The 15,226-nt window shown below is 59.3% G+C and carries 16 protein-coding genes; 5 read left to right on the top strand and 11 right to left on the bottom strand.

Annotated elements, in window-relative coordinates; translation table 11 throughout:
• Positions 1 to 68 precede the first annotated feature (68 nt).
• The gene (locus ACIPY9_RS03335; protein ID WP_400696997.1) at positions 69 to 569 is read left to right on the top strand and encodes an ATP-dependent zinc protease; all 501 of its coding nucleotides are present in this window, start codon (positions 69 to 71) and stop codon (positions 567 to 569) included.
• Here ACIPY9_RS03335 and ACIPY9_RS03330 read toward each other — a convergent pair.
• The 7 genes from ACIPY9_RS03330 to ACIPY9_RS03300 all read right to left on the bottom strand — a co-directional run bounded on the left by ACIPY9_RS03330 (position 566) and on the right by ACIPY9_RS03300 (position 7,912).
• Positions 566 to 1,195, bottom strand: a complete 630-nt coding sequence (locus ACIPY9_RS03330; RefSeq protein ID WP_400696996.1) for a glutathione S-transferase — start codon at positions 1,193 to 1,195, stop codon at positions 566 to 568. The genes ACIPY9_RS03335 and ACIPY9_RS03330 overlap by 4 nt on opposite strands.
• 353 nt (positions 1,196 to 1,548) lie before the next feature.
• Positions 1,549 to 1,722 (bottom strand): hypothetical protein, encoded by a 174-nt coding sequence (locus ACIPY9_RS03325; protein WP_400696995.1) that lies wholly within the window; start codon positions 1,720 to 1,722, stop codon positions 1,549 to 1,551.
• Positions 1,719 to 2,825 (bottom strand): PepSY-associated TM helix domain-containing protein, encoded by a 1,107-nt coding sequence (locus ACIPY9_RS03320; protein ID WP_400696993.1) that lies wholly within the window; start codon positions 2,823 to 2,825, stop codon positions 1,719 to 1,721. The genes ACIPY9_RS03325 and ACIPY9_RS03320 overlap by 4 nt, the downstream gene beginning before the upstream one ends.
• Positions 2,826 to 2,892: 67 nt before the next feature.
• Positions 2,893 to 5,307 (bottom strand): TonB-dependent siderophore receptor, encoded by a 2,415-nt coding sequence (locus ACIPY9_RS03315; protein ID WP_400696992.1) that lies wholly within the window; start codon positions 5,305 to 5,307, stop codon positions 2,893 to 2,895.
• Between the two features lie 86 nt (positions 5,308 to 5,393).
• Entirely contained in the window at positions 5,394 to 6,392 is a 999-nt protein-coding gene (locus ACIPY9_RS03310; protein WP_400696990.1) for a FecR domain-containing protein, read from the bottom strand.
• On the bottom strand, positions 6,389 to 6,907 hold the full coding sequence (locus ACIPY9_RS03305; RefSeq protein ID WP_400696988.1) for an RNA polymerase sigma factor: 519 nt from the start codon (positions 6,905 to 6,907) through the stop codon (positions 6,389 to 6,391). Before ACIPY9_RS03305 ends, ACIPY9_RS03310 begins: the two co-directional genes overlap by 4 nt.
• Before the next feature lie 183 nt (positions 6,908 to 7,090).
• Entirely contained in the window at positions 7,091 to 7,912 is an 822-nt protein-coding gene (locus ACIPY9_RS03300) for a DeoR/GlpR family DNA-binding transcription regulator (protein ID WP_400696987.1), read from the bottom strand.
• Positions 7,913 to 8,095: 183 nt separating this feature from the next.
• Here ACIPY9_RS03300 and ACIPY9_RS03295 point away from each other — a divergent pair, with 183 nt between their 5' ends.
• The 3 genes from ACIPY9_RS03295 to ACIPY9_RS03285 all read left to right on the top strand — a co-directional run bounded on the left by ACIPY9_RS03295 (position 8,096) and on the right by ACIPY9_RS03285 (position 9,858).
• Entirely contained in the window at positions 8,096 to 8,932 is an 837-nt protein-coding gene (locus ACIPY9_RS03295) for an EamA family transporter (protein ID WP_400696986.1), read from the top strand.
• Positions 8,933 to 8,945: 13 nt separating this feature from the next.
• A complete protein-coding gene (locus ACIPY9_RS03290; RefSeq protein ID WP_400696984.1) occupies positions 8,946 to 9,344 on the top strand; it encodes an MAPEG family protein in 399 nt (132 codons plus the stop codon).
• A gap of 64 nt (positions 9,345 to 9,408) precedes the next feature.
• The gene (locus ACIPY9_RS03285; protein ID WP_400697409.1) at positions 9,409 to 9,858 is read left to right on the top strand and encodes a c-type cytochrome; all 450 of its coding nucleotides are present in this window, start codon (positions 9,409 to 9,411) and stop codon (positions 9,856 to 9,858) included.
• Positions 9,859 to 9,881: 23 nt separating this feature from the next.
• Here the strand turns inward: ACIPY9_RS03285 and ACIPY9_RS03280 are convergent, their stop codons facing one another.
• Both ACIPY9_RS03280 and ligB read right to left on the bottom strand, forming a co-directional pair.
• Entirely contained in the window at positions 9,882 to 10,292 is a 411-nt protein-coding gene (locus ACIPY9_RS03280; protein WP_400696982.1) for a DUF1090 domain-containing protein, read from the bottom strand.
• Between the two features lie 53 nt (positions 10,293 to 10,345).
• Positions 10,346 to 12,031, bottom strand: a complete 1,686-nt coding sequence (ligB, locus tag ACIPY9_RS03275) for an NAD-dependent DNA ligase LigB (RefSeq protein ID WP_400696981.1) — start codon at positions 12,029 to 12,031, stop codon at positions 10,346 to 10,348.
• A 187-nt stretch (positions 12,032 to 12,218) separates the two neighbouring features.
• Here ligB and ACIPY9_RS03270 point away from each other — a divergent pair, with 187 nt between their 5' ends.
• On the top strand, positions 12,219 to 12,839 hold the full coding sequence (locus ACIPY9_RS03270) for a LysE family translocator (RefSeq protein ID WP_400696980.1): 621 nt from the start codon (positions 12,219 to 12,221) through the stop codon (positions 12,837 to 12,839).
• 72 nt (positions 12,840 to 12,911) lie between these two features.
• On the opposite strand, the gene metK is transcribed toward ACIPY9_RS03270, so the two are convergent.
• Positions 12,912 to 14,102: a methionine adenosyltransferase gene (gene metK / locus ACIPY9_RS03265; protein WP_400696979.1), complete on the bottom strand. Its 1,191-nt coding sequence runs from the start codon at positions 14,100 to 14,102 to the stop codon at positions 12,912 to 12,914.
• A 20-nt stretch (positions 14,103 to 14,122) separates the two neighbouring features.
• Positions 14,123 to 15,118, bottom strand: coding sequence for an ArsR/SmtB family transcription factor (locus ACIPY9_RS03260; protein WP_400696977.1), 996 nt, complete (start codon positions 15,116 to 15,118; stop codon positions 14,123 to 14,125).
• Positions 15,119 to 15,226: the final 108 nt, after the last annotated feature.

The following is a 15,226-nucleotide window of genomic DNA, read 5'->3' as shown; positions in this document are numbered from 1 at the left end:
CAAACCTGAAGTTCGCTGTCTAAAACCGGGCGTCAACAAGACGCTGCCCATTGCGAGGAGCCTGCCACGTGAAACCGATCCTGGCACTGTTGTCCCTGCTGGCGTTGCCTGTCATGGCCGCCGAACCGACGCTGTATGGTCGCTATGAATACATCAAGGTCCCCGAGATCGGTGAGACGTTCAAGGCCAAGATGGACACCGGTGCGCTGACCGCATCGCTGTCGGCCAAGGACATCGAGTTGTTCCAGCGCGATGGCGAAGACTGGGTTCGTTTCCGGCTGGCGACCAGGGATGCGGACAAGAAAGTCCATGAACACAAGCTGTCGCGTATCAGCAAGATCAAGGGCCGTTCGGAAGGCGATGACGAGGATGAAGTCATTGACCCGACCACGCGCCCGGTCGTCGACCTTGAACTGTGCCTGGGCAACAAGAAGCGCACCGTCGAAGTGAACCTGGTGGACCGCAGCCACTTCAACTATCCCTTGCTGATCGGGGCCAAGGCGCTGCGCGAGTTCGATGCGGCAGTGAACCCGGCTCGTCGCTATACCGCCGACAAGCCGGAGTGCTAGACCGAGGGTTGGGTCGCCAGCATCGAAGGCCGCTGGCTGACGTCAGCGTACCAGGTGGCCAGGCGCGGATAGCTGCTGCGCCAGCGCAGGTCGGGTTGGCGGAAGTCCAGATAACCGAGCGCCGCGGCCACACTGATGGAGGCCACATCGAATGATGAGCTGAGTTCGGTGATGGCGTCCTGCTCGAAATAGCTCAAGGCCCGCTCGATCTTTTCCTGCTGATTGTCGAGCCACACATCCCAGTGCTTTTCCTGAGGACGCAGGGCGGTTTCATAACGGATCAGCAGGGCGGCGTCCATGACGGCGTCGGCCAGCGAAGCAAGGGTCATGCGCCGCCAGCGTGCCGAGCCTTCGCGGGGGATCAACGGGGTTCCCACATGCTGGTGGTCCAGGTAGTCGAGGATGACCCGGCTGTCATGGAGCACATTGCCGTCCGCCAGGCGCAGTGCCGGAATCTTGCCCACGGGATTGTCATCATTGAGCTCGACAGAGGGATTGACCGGCGTGAGTATCGTTGTATGCAACTCCACCCGGTTGATCTGCCCTGTTTCATGAAGCAGGACAACCACTTTGCGTGCAAAGGGAGAGGCCGGGTTGAAATACAGCGTCATGGTTGGGGCTGACATGGATGATCCTCGGCGGGTACAGCTTCATAGACTAGTCAGCGCGCCGTTGGTCTGCAATATCGAACGATTTTTCGCGAATGAATTCGCTCCTACGGGTGGCGCATCTTTTGTAGGACCGGATTTATCCGGGAAGGCGGTGTATCAGGTCGTGGATTTTCATTGGATGTACCGGCCTTTCGCGAATGAATTCGCTCCTACGGGGTGGCGCATCTTTTGTAGGACCGGATTTATCCGGGAAGGCGGTGTGTCAGGTCGTGGATTTTCATTGGATGTACCGGCCTCTCGCGAATGAATTCGCTCCTACGGGTAGCGCATCTTTTGTAGGACCGGATTTATCCGGGAAAGCGGTGTGATCAAGTCAACAATCCCTTGATACTCAACCCGGCAGCAATCCCCATTCCCACCCAGGCCAGGCTGTCCCACCAGCCATCGCCCAGCAGGGCCATGAACAGACCGGCACCGGTGAGTAAGGCGATCCAGCCGGGCTTTGCGAATGTCTTCCAGAAGGTCGAACCCTTGCCACTCATGGCGTCACCTTCGCGCGGCGACGCACCCACCACAGGTAAAGGCCGCTGCCCAGCACGATGATGGTCAGCACATCCAGCGTGGCCCATAGGATTTTCATCGGCATGCCGCCATAGTCACCGAAGTGCAGCGGTTGGGACATGCCCAGAGCATCCATGTACCAGGGGCGTTCGACGATGGCGGTGACTTGCAGGGTTTGCGCATCGATCAGCACAGGCGTGGCCAGATGGGCAGTCAGGTGTGTGTTGCCCTTGAGGAACACCGTGTAATGGTGCTCGCTGGAAAAACGGGTGCCCGGAAAGGCGATGAAATCCGGTTTCATGCCCGGTGCGGCGGACTCTGCAATCTCCAGCAGGCCAGTGGCCGGTGCCCGGTGACTCAGCGGTGGTGCGTCGCGGTAGGGCGCGATCATGGTGGCCAGGGCATCGTTGCGCCAGGAGGCAATCAACAGGTCGGCGCAGGCACTGATAACCCCTGTCACACCGACCACCAAAGCCCAGGTCAGGGTCACGATACCGATCAGGTTATGCAGGTCCAGCCAGCGCGTGCGGGTGGATTTGCCTGCGCGTACGGTGCCGAATTCAAGCTTGCGCATGAACGGTGCGTACAGCACGGTCCCTGAAACGATGGCAACCACGAACAGCAGGCCCATGAACGCCAGCAGCAACTTGCCCGGCAGCTCGGCATACATGTCCACATGCAGGCGCAGCATGACCATCATGAAGCCGCCATTGGCCGAAGGCATCTCCTGTGCTTCGCCGGTTCGGGCATCCAGGGCGAAGGTGTGGGACGAGTTGGGCTCGGTGCCCGGTGTCGCTGCGGTAATGGCCATCACGCCATTGGGATCGTCTTCGTCCCAGCCGAAATATTGCATCACTTCACCGGGGCGATGCGCCTCGGCGGCCTGGACCAGTTGCTCAAGGTTCAGGCGTGGTGTGTCTTCAGGCATTTCCCGGTAATGCGGTGCATCACCCAGCAAGTGCTCGATTTCATGGTGAAAGACCAGCGGCAGGCCGGTCACCGCCAGCATCAGCAGAAACAGCGTGCAGATCAGGCTGCTCCAGGTATGGGCGATGGACCAGCGGCGCACGGTTTGGCTTTTCATGGCGTCTTCCAAAAGCAAAAGGCCCGCTGACGGTCAGGGGCCTTTGGCATGTCACGTTATAGGTACATCACCACTTGTAGTTGACGCTGGCGACGACGTTGCGTTGGTCGCCGTAGTAGCACCAGAACCCATCACAGGTGGCCAGATAATCCTTGTTGAAAATGTTCTTGGCATCCACCGCCACCGAAGCGCCCTTGAGGCTGTTGCTCAGTCGGCCCAGGTCGTAATGAATGGAAGCATCATACACGGTGTAGGAACCGACATGCCCAAGGGCCGTATTGCTCTGGTTGCCGTAGGTGTCGCCGACATAACGCGCGCCTGCACCGATGCCGAAACCATCGAGTGCGCCGCTGTGCCAGGTATAGTCGGCCCAGGCTGTCGCCTGGTTGCGTGGAACCTGAGGAACGCGGCTGCCCTTGTCGTCACCTTTCAGGATTTCGCTGTCGGTGTAGGTGTAGGAACTGATCAGCTTCAGGTTTTCCGTGACGTCTGACGTGGCTTCCAGCTCCAGGCCCCGGACCTTGATTTCACCAATCTGGCTGGAGACGTTGTTCTCGGTGATCGACACGTTCTTCTGGCGCAGATCGAATACTGCCGCTGTCAGTAGTGTTTTAGAGCCGGGTGGCTGATATTTCAGACCCGCTTCGTACTGGCGGCCTTCGGTCGGTTTGAAAGACTGTGTTGCGCTGACACCGGCACCGGTCGCTGGTTGGAACGACTCGGTGTAGGAGATGTACGGTGTGAAGCCGTTCTCGAAGACATAGCTCAGGCCGGCGTTGGCACTGAAGTGCTGGTCGCGCTGGGTGCTGCTGACGCCACTGTTGTTGAACGTGGTGCCGGTATGCACCCAGTCCTCACGCCCGCCGAGGGTCAGACGCCATTGGTCCATCGCGATCTGGTCCTGTGCGTACAGACCGGTCTGTTGGGTCTTCTGGTTGTAGTCGTACAGGGTCGAGTACAGAACGTTCGAGAAGTCTGCACCGTAGACCGGACGGTTGACGTTGGTGGTGGGGACGTTGGCATAGCCATACAGCCACTGGTAGTTGGTATTGGAACGCTGGTGATCAAGGCCCAGCAGAACGGTGTGGCTCAACGCGCCGGTCTGGAAGTCCGCCTGGAAGTTGTTGTCCACGGCAAACTGGCTGATGTCTTCGTTGACGATACCGGTGCTGCGACCGATGTTGCCGTCTGCGTCGACCGCCGTTGTACCGCTGGCGACACTCAGCGCCTGGAACGACAGGTCGCTCTTGGTGTAACGCAGGTTCTGACGGAATTGCCAGACATCGTTCAGGCGATGATCGAAGGCATAACCCAGCGCGTAGTAGGTGCGGTCATAGAATTCCCAGTCCGGATCGCCCAGGTTCTTGTGGTGCGAAATGCTGCCCGCTGCCGAGCTCAGCTTGGTGCCCTGCAAAGGCAGGAACTGGCCGGTAATCCCGGTATCGTCCCGTGTGTATTGGGAGATGAAGGTCAGGTGGGTGTCTTCGTCGATGTTCCAGGTCAGGCTCGGCGCAATGTTGTAGCGCTTGTCCGGGATGTGATCGATGGCCGAGCCACTGTCACGCACGACGCCGCTGACGCGATACAGGAACTGGCCTTCATCGTCGATCTTGCCGGTGCTGTCGAAGTTGATCTGTTTGTGTTCGTTGGTGCCGGCCTGCAGGCCGATTTCATGGCTGCTCTCGGCTTGCGGGCGACGGCTGACCATGTCGAGCATGCCGCCCGGCGGTGTCTGGCCGTAGACCGAAGACGACGGGCCGCGCAGGACAGCGATGCGCTCCAGGTTCCATGGCTCGGGTTTCGGGTTGGCGTAGGAGCCGACCGGCAGGGGCAGGCCATCGAGGAATTGAGTCGGTACGAAGCCGCGAATCCGCAACCAGTCGTTGCGTGAATCGGAGCCATAACCGCTGCTGACGACGCCTGCTATATAGCGCAGGGCGTCATTGAGGTTGAGCACGGAACGGTCGTCCATCTGCTCGCGTGTCACGACCGAAATCGAGCGCGGGGCTTCCACGATGGGAGTATCGGTCTTGCTGCCTGCCGCCGTGCGGGTCGCGGTGTAACCCTCGACCGGTCCCCATGCGGTTTCGGCATCTGCCAGCGAGCCCTGAATGTTGGTTTCCGGCAAGGCCACGGTGCCTTCCGGAGCTGCTTCCAGGCTGTAAGTGCCCGCGCTGCTTTGCACCAGTTGCAGGCTTGTACCACGCAAGGCCTGACGCATTGCGCCGGTAGCATCGAACTGGCCTTGTACCGGGGCCGACAGGCGACCGCTGACCAGCGCCGGATCGATTGCCAGTGTCAATCCTGCCTGACTGGCAATCTGATTCAGCGTGGTGGACAGTGCGGCGGCGGGCAGGTTGTAGGCTCGAACGCTTGAAGCCTGTTCGGCGGCGATCGGCGAGGTGCTCACCAGAGGCGCGCCCAAGGCGATTGCCAGTGCCAACAGGCTGGGACGCATAAGGGTTTCAAGCGGACGAGACATACAGGGCTCCAGGGCAAACGGTGTCTATTGCCTCTCTGCCGCACGAATCTGAATAAGTGACAGGGCCACTCGAAAAAAAATCTGACTCAGGGTTTTTCGGGTGCTTCAGTCTCGTCCTTGTCGTTCCTGGGCTGCACTTTTACCCACCATGGCGTGTGCTGTTCGATCTGCACCGGCAAGGTGGGCAGCAAGGCCTTGAGGGCCAGGTCCGTATTGCGCAACGGGAAGCTGCCGGTAATCCGCAGGTCAGCGACCTGAGGCGATACGCCCAGATAGCCGACACGATAGCGGCTCAGTTCTTCCAGCATGTCCGCCAGGCGTGCGTTGTCCATCACCAGCATGCCGCGGGTCCAGGCATCGGCACCGGAAGGCAGGCTGAGCAGCGGGCCGAGGCCGTCGGGTTTCAGCAGGATCTGCTGCCCTTCGCGCAAGACCTGCTCGTTGCCATGGTCACGAGGATTGGCTGCGACGGCCGATTGCAGCACGCTCAACAGCGTGCCATCTGCCTCGCGTCTGACCAGGAAGCGTGTGCCCAGTGCCCGCATCTTGCCGTCGGTGGTTTCAACGATGAAAGGGCGCGGGTCATCATGGCTGCCGGTTTCGACCAGTATTTCGCCGTCCTGCAGGACGACGCGACGCTGTTTCGTGTCGAAGTGCACGTCGATCGCGCTGTGGGTGTTCAGGCGGATCAGCGTGTTGTCCGCCAGACGGATGTCGCGTTGTTCGCCGGTCGCCGTGCGTTGGTCCGCGAGCCAGTAATCCAGTTGCAGGTAGCGATCACTCAAGAACAGTGCCAGTCCGCAGCTCAGCAACAGGCCAGCGACGCCACCACTCAACTTGCGTACGCGACGCCGAAGGTTGCCGGGTGCCTGTTGCAAGGCTTTGCGGGCCGGGCCTGAGGGTATGGCAAAACGCTGGTTGAGCATGCCCAGCTGATTCCAGGCGCGGGCATGCTCTTCGCTGGCGGCCAGCCATTTGGTGAACTCATCCTGTTCAAGCCCGTCGCCTGAGTCCAGGCACAGTTGCCAGGCAATGGCGGCATCGAGTACGTGTGTCGAAACGGGGCGGGAACCGGCGAGTTTCATGTCGGTTCGCCATACAGGGCGATGTAGCACTGGCGCATGGCCTGGGCCAGATATTGCCGGACGCGGGAGACGGAAACACCCAGGCGTTCGGCGATCTCGGCGTGTTGCATGCCGTCGAAACGGTTATAGAGGAACGCTGCCCGGGCCTTGCTGGATAGCTTGCCCAGCATGCGGTCAATGTTCCGGAGGTCTTCAAGAATCAGTAGTTGATCTTCCGCAGAGGGGTGTTCTGCCTCCGGGATCGACATCAGCTCGTTGAGGTAAGCCTGTTCCAGAGCGGCGCGACGGAAGTAATCGAACAACAGGCCCTTGGCGACCGCAGCCAGAAAGGCGCGCGGTTCATTGGGAGCCTTGAGTTCGTCTCGTCCGAGCAGCCGCACAAACGTGTCCTGGCTCAGGTCTTCGGCCCGCTGTGGGCAGGCCACATTGCGTCGAAGCCAGGCCAGCAGCCAGCTGCGATGGTCGCGATATAACGCACCAACGATCTCGTTATGAGTACTGGGGGCTGACGACACGAGTGGCCTCGAATGTAAATGTATTAAATAACGAGAACGATTCGCGATTCTGTCAGAGCCAGAAGATGCTGGCAATTGGTGCTTATCGGAATGCCAGGCACCCAAATAAGTATGAGGATTGGGCAGGAGCCCGTTCATTCGCGAATTGCTCGCGAATGAATTCGCTCCTACGGCGTCGTTTTGTCAGCGCGGTTTACTGATGGGCGCCAGCAGCAGCTCGATACGGTGCTTGCGAATACCGTCCGCCGCGGCTTCTGCCAGTGCAGTATCGGTAATGATGGTGTCGAACTGTTCAAGGGCCGAGACCTTGTACATGCCGAATGTCCCGTATTTGGAGCTGGTAGCGATCAATACGGTTTGCGAGGCCGACTGCATGGCTGCCTGTTTGACTTCGACCTTCAACGCGGACGGGGTAGTGGTACCGCGTTGCAGGTCCCATGAGCTGGTCGACAGGAAGGCGACATCGGTCGCGAGCTGGCGCAGGGTCGCGGCTGCGAGCCCGCCGACGCTGGAACGGTTGGGATGGTCAAGCAGGCCGCCAGTGTGAATGACATCCACATGGGTGGCATCGGCCAGGGCGTTGACGATGCCGAAGTCATTGGTCACTACGGTCATGCCCGAAAGCGCCACGATATGCGGGACGATTTCCAGGGTGCTGGTGCCGGCATCCAGGTAAATGGTCATGTCAGGATGCAGCAGCCCGGCCGCCAGTCTTGCCATGCCTTGCTTGTGCGGCAACTCCACCACGGCCTTGGATTGATGGCTGGGTTCGCTGTGTACCTGGCTGGCGATACGAGCGCCGCCGGTCACGGAATAGGCGCGCCCTTCCTGCTCCAGCACGGCGATATCGCGGCGGATGGTCATGTGCGAACAATCGAACATCTCCATCAATTGATGCACGCTGAGAACCTGGTGCTTGCGCAATTGGCGAAGCATCAGCTCACGGCGCTGATCGGGGATCATCGGTGTACCGCCAACGATGGCGATCTCCTCTTCGGTGGACATTCCTACTCCTGTGCATCCATGGCCCGCCTGCGGCAAGCGGCGGTCGTGGCATCTTAGCCAATCGCTTCGACAATGGCAGCAGCTGTTCGGCTCGGAACGTCCCGGAAATAGCCTGAATTCGCTATGCTCGGTGACATATTTGCAAGATGCGGCACGGCAGTGATTCGTGCCAGGGAGAGAAGTGTGCTGGCAACGACTCTGGTATTGATGGCGGCCGTGCTGCATGCCACGTGGAATACCCTCGTCAAGTTCAGTACCGAACGACTATTGGTGATCGCCAGCATGGATGCCGTGGCGCTGCTCTGTGCTGTGCCGGCTCTATTTCTCGTCGCTCCGCTTCCCGTGCATATCTGGCCATGGCTGGTGGCTTCGGCGCTGCTCGAGTTGCTCTATCGCGCCTTGCTGATCAAGGCCTATCGGGTCGGGGATCTGGGGCTGGTTTATCCGCTGATGCGCGGGCTGTCACCCTTGGTCGTGCTGGGGTTGACGCTGGTGTTTGCGGTCGAGCCATTGAGTGCCTGGCAGATTTTCGGGATTTTACTGATTCCTTGTGGTCTGATCTGTCTGCTCTGGCAGGGTGGCGGCGGTGCACGTCTGCCCTGGTCGATGCTGCCTGTTGTGGTCATGATTGGCGTCTGCATCGGCAGTTACACCTGGATTGACGGCCAGGCCCTCAGGCTTGGGGCTCACCCACTGGATTATCTGATCTGGCTGACGTTGATAAGCGCTTGGCCTTTTCCGTTGCTGGCTGTCTGCCACAAACGCTCGGCGTTCATGCTGTTCTGGCGTGAACAGTGGCAATTGGGGGTGAGTGTCGGGCTATGTGTGTTGTTCAGTTATGCACTGGTGCTGTGGGCCATGCAGCTGGGGTCCGTGGCCGAAGCGGCTGCCTTGCGGGAAATCAGCGTGGTGCTGGTGGTGTTGTTCGGTATGCGGTATCTGAAAGAGCCTTTCGGCCGGACCCGGTTACTGGCGTGCGGGTTGGTGTTGCTGGGCATGTTTCTAATGAAGTTCATATGACAGGACACGGGATATGACAGTTGCTTTCTGGTGTGTATTGGTCGCAATCATGCTGCCACTCATTTGCTCGGTCATTGCCAAGGCCGGAGGTGGCATGTACACGCCCCGGCATAATCATGATCCGCGCAGTTATCTCGACACGCTGGAGGGATTTCCCAGGCGTGCCCATGCGGCGCAATTGAACAGTTATGAAATCACCCCCGCGTTTGCGGCTGCCGTGATCATTGCCCACATCGCGGGGAATGCCCAGCTGGTTACCATCGATGTACTGGCTGTCCTGTTCATTACCAGTCGTTTGCTCTACATCATCTTCTACATTATCGATCTGGCTATGATGCGCTCGATCGTCTGGCTGGTCGGCCTGGGATTGATCATCGGGCTGTTTGCCGCCTCGGCCTTCCCGGCGGCTTGAACGCGACAGGTTTTCCTGCGGTGATCGGCAAGGCGGGTCATCGTTTTTCATGAGTGGGTCGAGCATTGATTTGAAAAGACTGTGTGCTGTTCTGTTGTCCTGTCTGGTGTTGAGCGCCTGTGGTGGCGTTGACCCTGACTCTCCCTTGGGTCAGCGCAAGGCGATCTTCAAGGATATGCTCAAGACCAGTGAAGAGTTGGGTGGCATGTTGCGCGGCCGCATCGCGTTCGACGGGCAGCGTTTCAGTGATGGCGCTATCAGGCTCGACAGCCTGGCGCATGAGCCCTGGAAGCATTTCCCGCAGGTCAAGGAGTCCGATCACACCAGTGCGACGGATGCCGTCTGGCAGAAGCAGGCCCGCTTTCAGGAAATGGCCCGCTCACTTGAGGTTGCGACGGGGGAGTTGGTCACGGCTTCCGGTGTCAGGCCGTTTTCGGCCAGTCAGCTGACACCGGCTGTGGATAAGGTAGAGGCTGCCTGCCAGGCCTGTCACAGAGCGTTCAGAAACCACTGAAACGGTCGAGCGGCGGTCGGGTTTCAATCTTCCGGCTGTACCTTTTCAAGTTCGGTCTGGGCATCCTGCAATTCCTTGCGTGACTCCGCGAGCTTGTCCTTTCGCTTGTTGATTCGCTCCGGGTCGCCCTTGGCCATGGCCTTGTTCAGGTCTGTCTGACGGCGGCTCACCTCGCGTTTGGCATCCAGGACCTTTTGCTCACGCTGCTTGAGCAGAGAGGTTTCGGTGCAGTTGGCGTTGACTTCGCTCAGTGCCTTTTCCAGGCCGGCCTGTTCACGCTTGTTGCCGTCGGCCCTGGCTTCCTGAATCTTTCCGTTGATTTCCTGGCTTTTAAGGACGCACTCGGAAAGGGGGGGAGCCTGTTCGGCTGCCAGTAACGGGCCTGCCAGCAGCGTACAGCCGACCAGCAGGATCAAGGGGGAAAGAAACCTCATGTGAACTCCTTTGAAAACCATAGCGTCCGGGTATGTGCACGGATGAAAAGGTGCTAGTGAAAACCTGCGATACCCTGTTCCCGCAGTTGCTTGCTCAAGGCCTGCACGTGCGGGTCCTGAAAAAATTCCCAAAGTCTTGTGGCCCTGCCAGGGCCTATACCCGGTTCGTTCTGCCATTGCTCGATACTTCGTGTGGCCAGTTCGTGCCACTCATCGCCCAGTTTTGCCTCTCCGGTGGGCGGCAGGCCGATAGCCTTGAGCCATGCCTGGAATGGCCGTTCTCGAGCTTTTTGCAGATTGTCGAACAGTTTACTGCTACTGCGTTCGGCAAAGCCCGGAATGTTAGCAATCTGCGCACGATCCAGGGTCATCCAGTCGAGCAGACCCTTGATGCGTCGGGCCTCGATCAGCTTGTCCCACGTGCCGGGGCCGACGCCCGATAGCGCCAGACCTTTCTTGCCACCGAGCCAGATCAGCCGGGCCCGGAACTGACTTTCGCACCCAGGTGTCGGTTGCCAGCAACTCAGACCATGAAAATCGTCTTTTTGTGGAACGGCCAGCTCAATTCTTTCGGTATTGCGTGACACGACCTTTTCCAGCCGCGGGATCGTGAGCCCGGCCAGGCTCAGGGCCACCTGATCGCCGGGCCGTATATCCAGCGCTTGCCAGCGTTGCAGAGAGCCCAGGCTGAGCCGGCTGATGGTGCGGTCATCCAGACGCACTGGCTTGAGGTCCAGAACCGGTGTGATTCTGCCACTGCGCCCTATGTTGAAATTGACCTTGCGCACTTCGGCCAGCACCTGGGCATAGGGGTATTTCCAGGCTGCTATCCAATAGGGGGCCTTGGCCTGCCAGCGTTCGGCAGAAGGTCGTGTTCCGTGGCGCATGATGATGCCGTCGGTGGCGAATGGCAGTGCTGTGCGATACCAGCGATCTCGCCAGTCTTTTGCCTGCGCAAAACTCTCCAGTGGCAAGGTATAAGACGCGCTGTCCTCGAACCCCATGGTTTTCAGGCCTTCGATCCGTTCGACCATACTGCTCGGGCCGGCAGGCCAGTCCCAGACAAACAGTCCGATATTCACCGCTTCTTCGGGGCTGATGGTGTTTCTGTTCATCAAGCCCGCGACCTTGCTGCGAGCCTTCACACTGCCGGATGTGGCTTGCACATGCCCGGGCAGGCGCCAATACAACTCGCCTTGTAGCACCTGTGTTTCGGCGTGAGGCAGACGGGCCGGGATCGCCGGGATGAGGCGAGCCAGAGATGTCCAGTCCTGACCGCTCAGGCCATCGCCACGGCTGATGACCCGGTTCAGTCTGCCGTCCACATACACCAGCGACACGGCCACGCCATCGACCTTGGGCTGTATCCACAGGTCTTTTCGAGTGTTCAGCCAGGATTGCACCGCTCGTTCGTCTGCCAGCTTGATGACGCCGGTATGCGGGACGGGATGAGCAAGAGGGCCGCTGGCGGTTTTCAGCGGATTGTCTTCGGGGGCCTTGTGGGGGAAGCAGCCTTGCAGAAGGTTCAGGCGTTGGCGTGACTGATCATAAAGTTCGTCGTCGATCAGCGCGACACCCTGCCGGTGATAGCTGTCATCCCAAAGGGCGAGTTGTTGCTGCAACGCCATGACCTCATCGCGGGCCTTGGCGGGTGGCCAGTCAGGGCATGACGTCGCCCAGGAAACCGTTGAAATGAAAAACAGGGCGGCACAGCTCAGGAAACGTACAGCGTTCAGCATCGAAGCGTCCTTGCTTTGAGAGGGGCGTTTTTGAGGCTAGATCGTGTACAAGGGTGCGGTGGACAAGGTGGTTACCGGGTTTTTCGGCCGGTACAGACGGGCATGATTTACGTCGGTAGCTGTGTCTTTAGTGTTTATTGCAGACGGGCAGAATAAGCACTCAATCCTGCTCTTGATCGGGTGCCCAATGGACATATCGACGCTCGCCGTTTTCATTCCTGCCTGTTTCGCGCTCAACATGGCTCCCGGCCCGAACAATCTGTTGTCGATCAGTAACGCGACACGTTATGGCTTTGTCCGTGCCTGCATGGGCGGAGCGGGGCGACTGCTGGCTTTTGCGATCATGATTGCGTTGGCGGCTGTAGGTCTGACAGCCGTACTGCATACCTCTGAGTGGCTGTTCCATGTGATCAAGATTGTCGGCGCGGCCTATCTGTTTTATCTGGCGGTGCAGTTGTGGCGTACCCATCCTCAGGATCAAGGCGATATGAATGCAGTTTCGGCAAGCATGTGGAGCCTGGCGCGCCAGGAGTTTCTGGTGGCCATCGGCAACCCGAAGGCAATCCTCTTGTTCACAGCTTTTCTGCCGCAATTTATCGATCACGCCAGCGCTGTTACCCACCAGTTTGCGGTGCTGGGGGCCCTGTTTCTGGCGCTGGAATGTATTGCTATCAGTTTGTACGGCTACATGGGCGTACATGCCCGCCGCTTGTTTGCACGACCCAGCGGCAAGCGCTTGTTCAATCGTATCTGTGCCGGGTTGCTGGCGGGAGCGGCTTCGGTGTTGCTGCTATCGCGACGGGCTTGAGTAAACCGCAGACGTAAAAAAGCCCCGGATGACGATGTCGTCCGGGGCTTTTTGTTGAAGCGTTAAAGCGTATTACAGACCGGCAGCAGCACGCAGGGCTTCAGCGCGGTCGGTTTTTTCCCAGGTGAACGTGGAGAAGGTGTCGTTGCCCACGGTCTTGGTTTGCGGCGTACGACCGAAGTGGCCGTAGGCAGCGGTTTCCTGGTACATCGGGTGCAGCAGGTCGAGCATGGTGGTGATCGCGTATGGACGCAGATCGAAGATGTCGCGAACCAGCTTGATGATCTTGTCATCGCTGATCTTGCCGGTGCCGAAGGTGTTCAGCGAGATCGAAGTCGGTTGAGCGACGCCGATGGCGTAGGAAACCTGAATCTCGCAACGCTCGGCCAGACCGGCAGCCACGATGTTCTTGGCGACGTAGCGGCCAGCGTAGGCAGCGGAGCGGTCAACCTTCGATGGATCCTTGCCGGAGAACGCGCCGCCGCCGTGGCGAGCCATGCCGCCGTAGCTGTCGACGATGATCTTGCGACCGGTCAGACCGCAGTCACCCACCGGGCCGCCAATGATGAACTGGCCGGTCGGGTTGATGTGGAACTGGGTGTCCTTGTGCAGCAGATCGGCTGGCAGTACGTGCTTGACGATCAGCTCCATCACGCCTTCGCGCAGGTCGTTGTAGGACACTTCGGGGTTGTGCTGGGTCGACAGAACAACGGCATCGATACCCACGACCTTGCCGTTTTCATAGCGGCAAGTGACCTGGGACTTGGCATCCGGGCGCAGCCAAGGCAGCAGGCCGGATTTGCGTGCTTCGGCCTGGCGCTGTACCAGCTGGTGCGAGAACGCGATAGGCGCAGGCATCAGCTCAGCGGTTTCATTGCTGGCGTAGCCGAACATCAGGCCCTGGTCACCGGCACCCTGATCTTCAGGCTTGGCACGGTCTACACCCTGGTTGATGTCAGGAGACTGCTTGCCGATGATGTTCATCACGCCGCAGGTGGCGCCGTCGAAACCGACGTCGGAGCTGGTGTAGCCAATGTCGCTGATCACGTCACGAACGATCTGCTCCAGGTCAACCCAGGCTGTGGTGGTGACTTCGCCTGCAACGATTGCAACGCCAGTCTTGACCAGTGTTTCCACGGCTACGCGAGCGTGCTTGTCCTGGGTGATGATAGCGTCCAGTACTGCGTCGGAAATCTGGTCGGCGATCTTGTCTGGGTGTCCTTCGGACACGGACTCGGAGGTGAAAAGTGAGTATTCGCTCATCTCTACGGGTTTCCTGAAATTTACCGATGGTGAGTGTTGCCAGCCGGTCGCTGAAAATGGCGAACCTGAATCTGGAAACCATTACGTAAGCCTACATAGAGGCTTTCCCCGGGAACTAGCCCCGCAGCGATGGCCCAACGGGCCAGATCATCCTGTTCGAAACCTAACCAAAGATCGCCACAGGCCTCCCTGGCCCAGCTCTGGTCATGACTACACAACTCTGTTACCAGCAAGCTACCGCCCGGTTGCAAACGCTCGGCCAGTTGCTTCAAGGCTTCGGCCGGTGCCGCGAAATGGTGAAGCACCATGTTCAGAACGACACAGTCGGCACTGACTTTAGTGCCTGTGAGGGCGTCGGCCAGCACCAGTTCGACATTGCCCAACTGTTCGCGCTCACAGACATCACGGGCCAGTTCCAGCATGGCCGGACTGTTATCCATGGCCGTGACATGTGCAAAGCGACGGGCCAGTTCCGGTAGAAAACCGCCGTCTCCGGGGCCGACTTCCAGGGCTGTGGCCCCGGCGGTGAAGCTCAGTTTGTCCAGCAGGCTCAGCAGGCTGTCGCGGTATTGAGCCAGACCGGCAATCAGGTCCTGCTGGGCACGAAACTTTTCCGCGGTTCTGGCAAAGAAGTCCTGGCTGGCCTGGGCGCGCTGGCGATGCACGAGGTCGATGCGACCGCGTACGTCATGGGGCAGGCTCAGTGCGTCCACTTCTTCCAGCAAGGCCGTGTGCAGCCTGCCACCGGTCAGTTCCGTGTGGGGCAGGGCGCGGCGATAGAAGATCGCATTGCCTTCACGGCGCGTTGCCACCAGACCGGCCTGGGCCAGCACTTTCAGATGGTGGCTCATGCCTGACTGGCCAATGGCGAAAATCTGCGCCAGCTCCAGTACGCCGAACGAATCGTTGGCCAGAGCGCGCAAGACATTCAGCCGCAGAGGATCACCGCCGGCCTTGCACAGGGCAGAGAGGTCGTCGTAGTCATCATGGCTGATTGCTGGCGCACACAAGTTCATAGGGAACGCAGTCTAGTTAGCGACCGGTCCGGCTGCAATAGCAATATCAAAAAGTTTTGATATTGGTTGGCAGGGTATCCGGACGTGACAGGTGTCACGTTATCAAGG

This window comes from Pseudomonas sp. NPDC089734, assembly GCF_044748865.1.
Lineage (GTDB): Bacteria > Pseudomonadota > Gammaproteobacteria > Pseudomonadales > Pseudomonadaceae > Aquipseudomonas.
The sequence above is the reverse complement of the archived record's forward strand: the minus strand, read 5'-3'. Positions and strand labels throughout refer to the sequence as shown.

What these genes read in the sequence shown, in the direction of transcription:
- ACIPY9_RS03330 (WP_400696996.1), bottom strand. Translation starts at nt 1,195, where the DNA reads ATGTCAGCCCCAACCATGACGCTGTATTTCAACCCGGCCTCTCCCTTT.
- ACIPY9_RS03325 (WP_400696995.1), bottom strand. Translation starts at nt 1,722, where the DNA reads ATGAGTGGCAAGGGTTCGACCTTCTGGAAGACATTCGCAAAGCCCGGC.
- ACIPY9_RS03320 (WP_400696993.1), bottom strand. Translation starts at nt 2,825, where the DNA reads ATGAAAAGCCAAACCGTGCGCCGCTGGTCCATCGCCCATACCTGGAGC.
- ACIPY9_RS03315 (WP_400696992.1), bottom strand. Translation starts at nt 5,307, where the DNA reads ATGTCTCGTCCGCTTGAAACCCTTATGCGTCCCAGCCTGTTGGCACTG.
- ACIPY9_RS03310 (WP_400696990.1), bottom strand. Translation starts at nt 6,392, where the DNA reads ATGAAACTCGCCGGTTCCCGCCCCGTTTCGACACACGTACTCGATGCC.
- ACIPY9_RS03300 (WP_400696987.1), bottom strand. Translation starts at nt 7,912, where the DNA reads ATGTCCACCGAAGAGGAGATCGCCATCGTTGGCGGTACACCGATGATC.
- ACIPY9_RS03290 (WP_400696984.1), top strand. Translation starts at nt 8,946, where the DNA reads ATGACAGTTGCTTTCTGGTGTGTATTGGTCGCAATCATGCTGCCACTC.
- ACIPY9_RS03280 (WP_400696982.1), bottom strand. Translation starts at nt 10,292, where the DNA reads ATGAGGTTTCTTTCCCCCTTGATCCTGCTGGTCGGCTGTACGCTGCTG.
- ligB (WP_400696981.1), bottom strand. Translation starts at nt 12,031, where the DNA reads ATGCTGAACGCTGTACGTTTCCTGAGCTGTGCCGCCCTGTTTTTCATT.
- ACIPY9_RS03270 (WP_400696980.1), top strand. Translation starts at nt 12,219, where the DNA reads ATGGACATATCGACGCTCGCCGTTTTCATTCCTGCCTGTTTCGCGCTC.
- metK (WP_400696979.1), bottom strand. Translation starts at nt 14,102, where the DNA reads ATGAGCGAATACTCACTTTTCACCTCCGAGTCCGTGTCCGAAGGACAC.
- ACIPY9_RS03260 (WP_400696977.1), bottom strand. Translation starts at nt 15,118, where the DNA reads ATGAACTTGTGTGCGCCAGCAATCAGCCATGATGACTACGACGACCTC.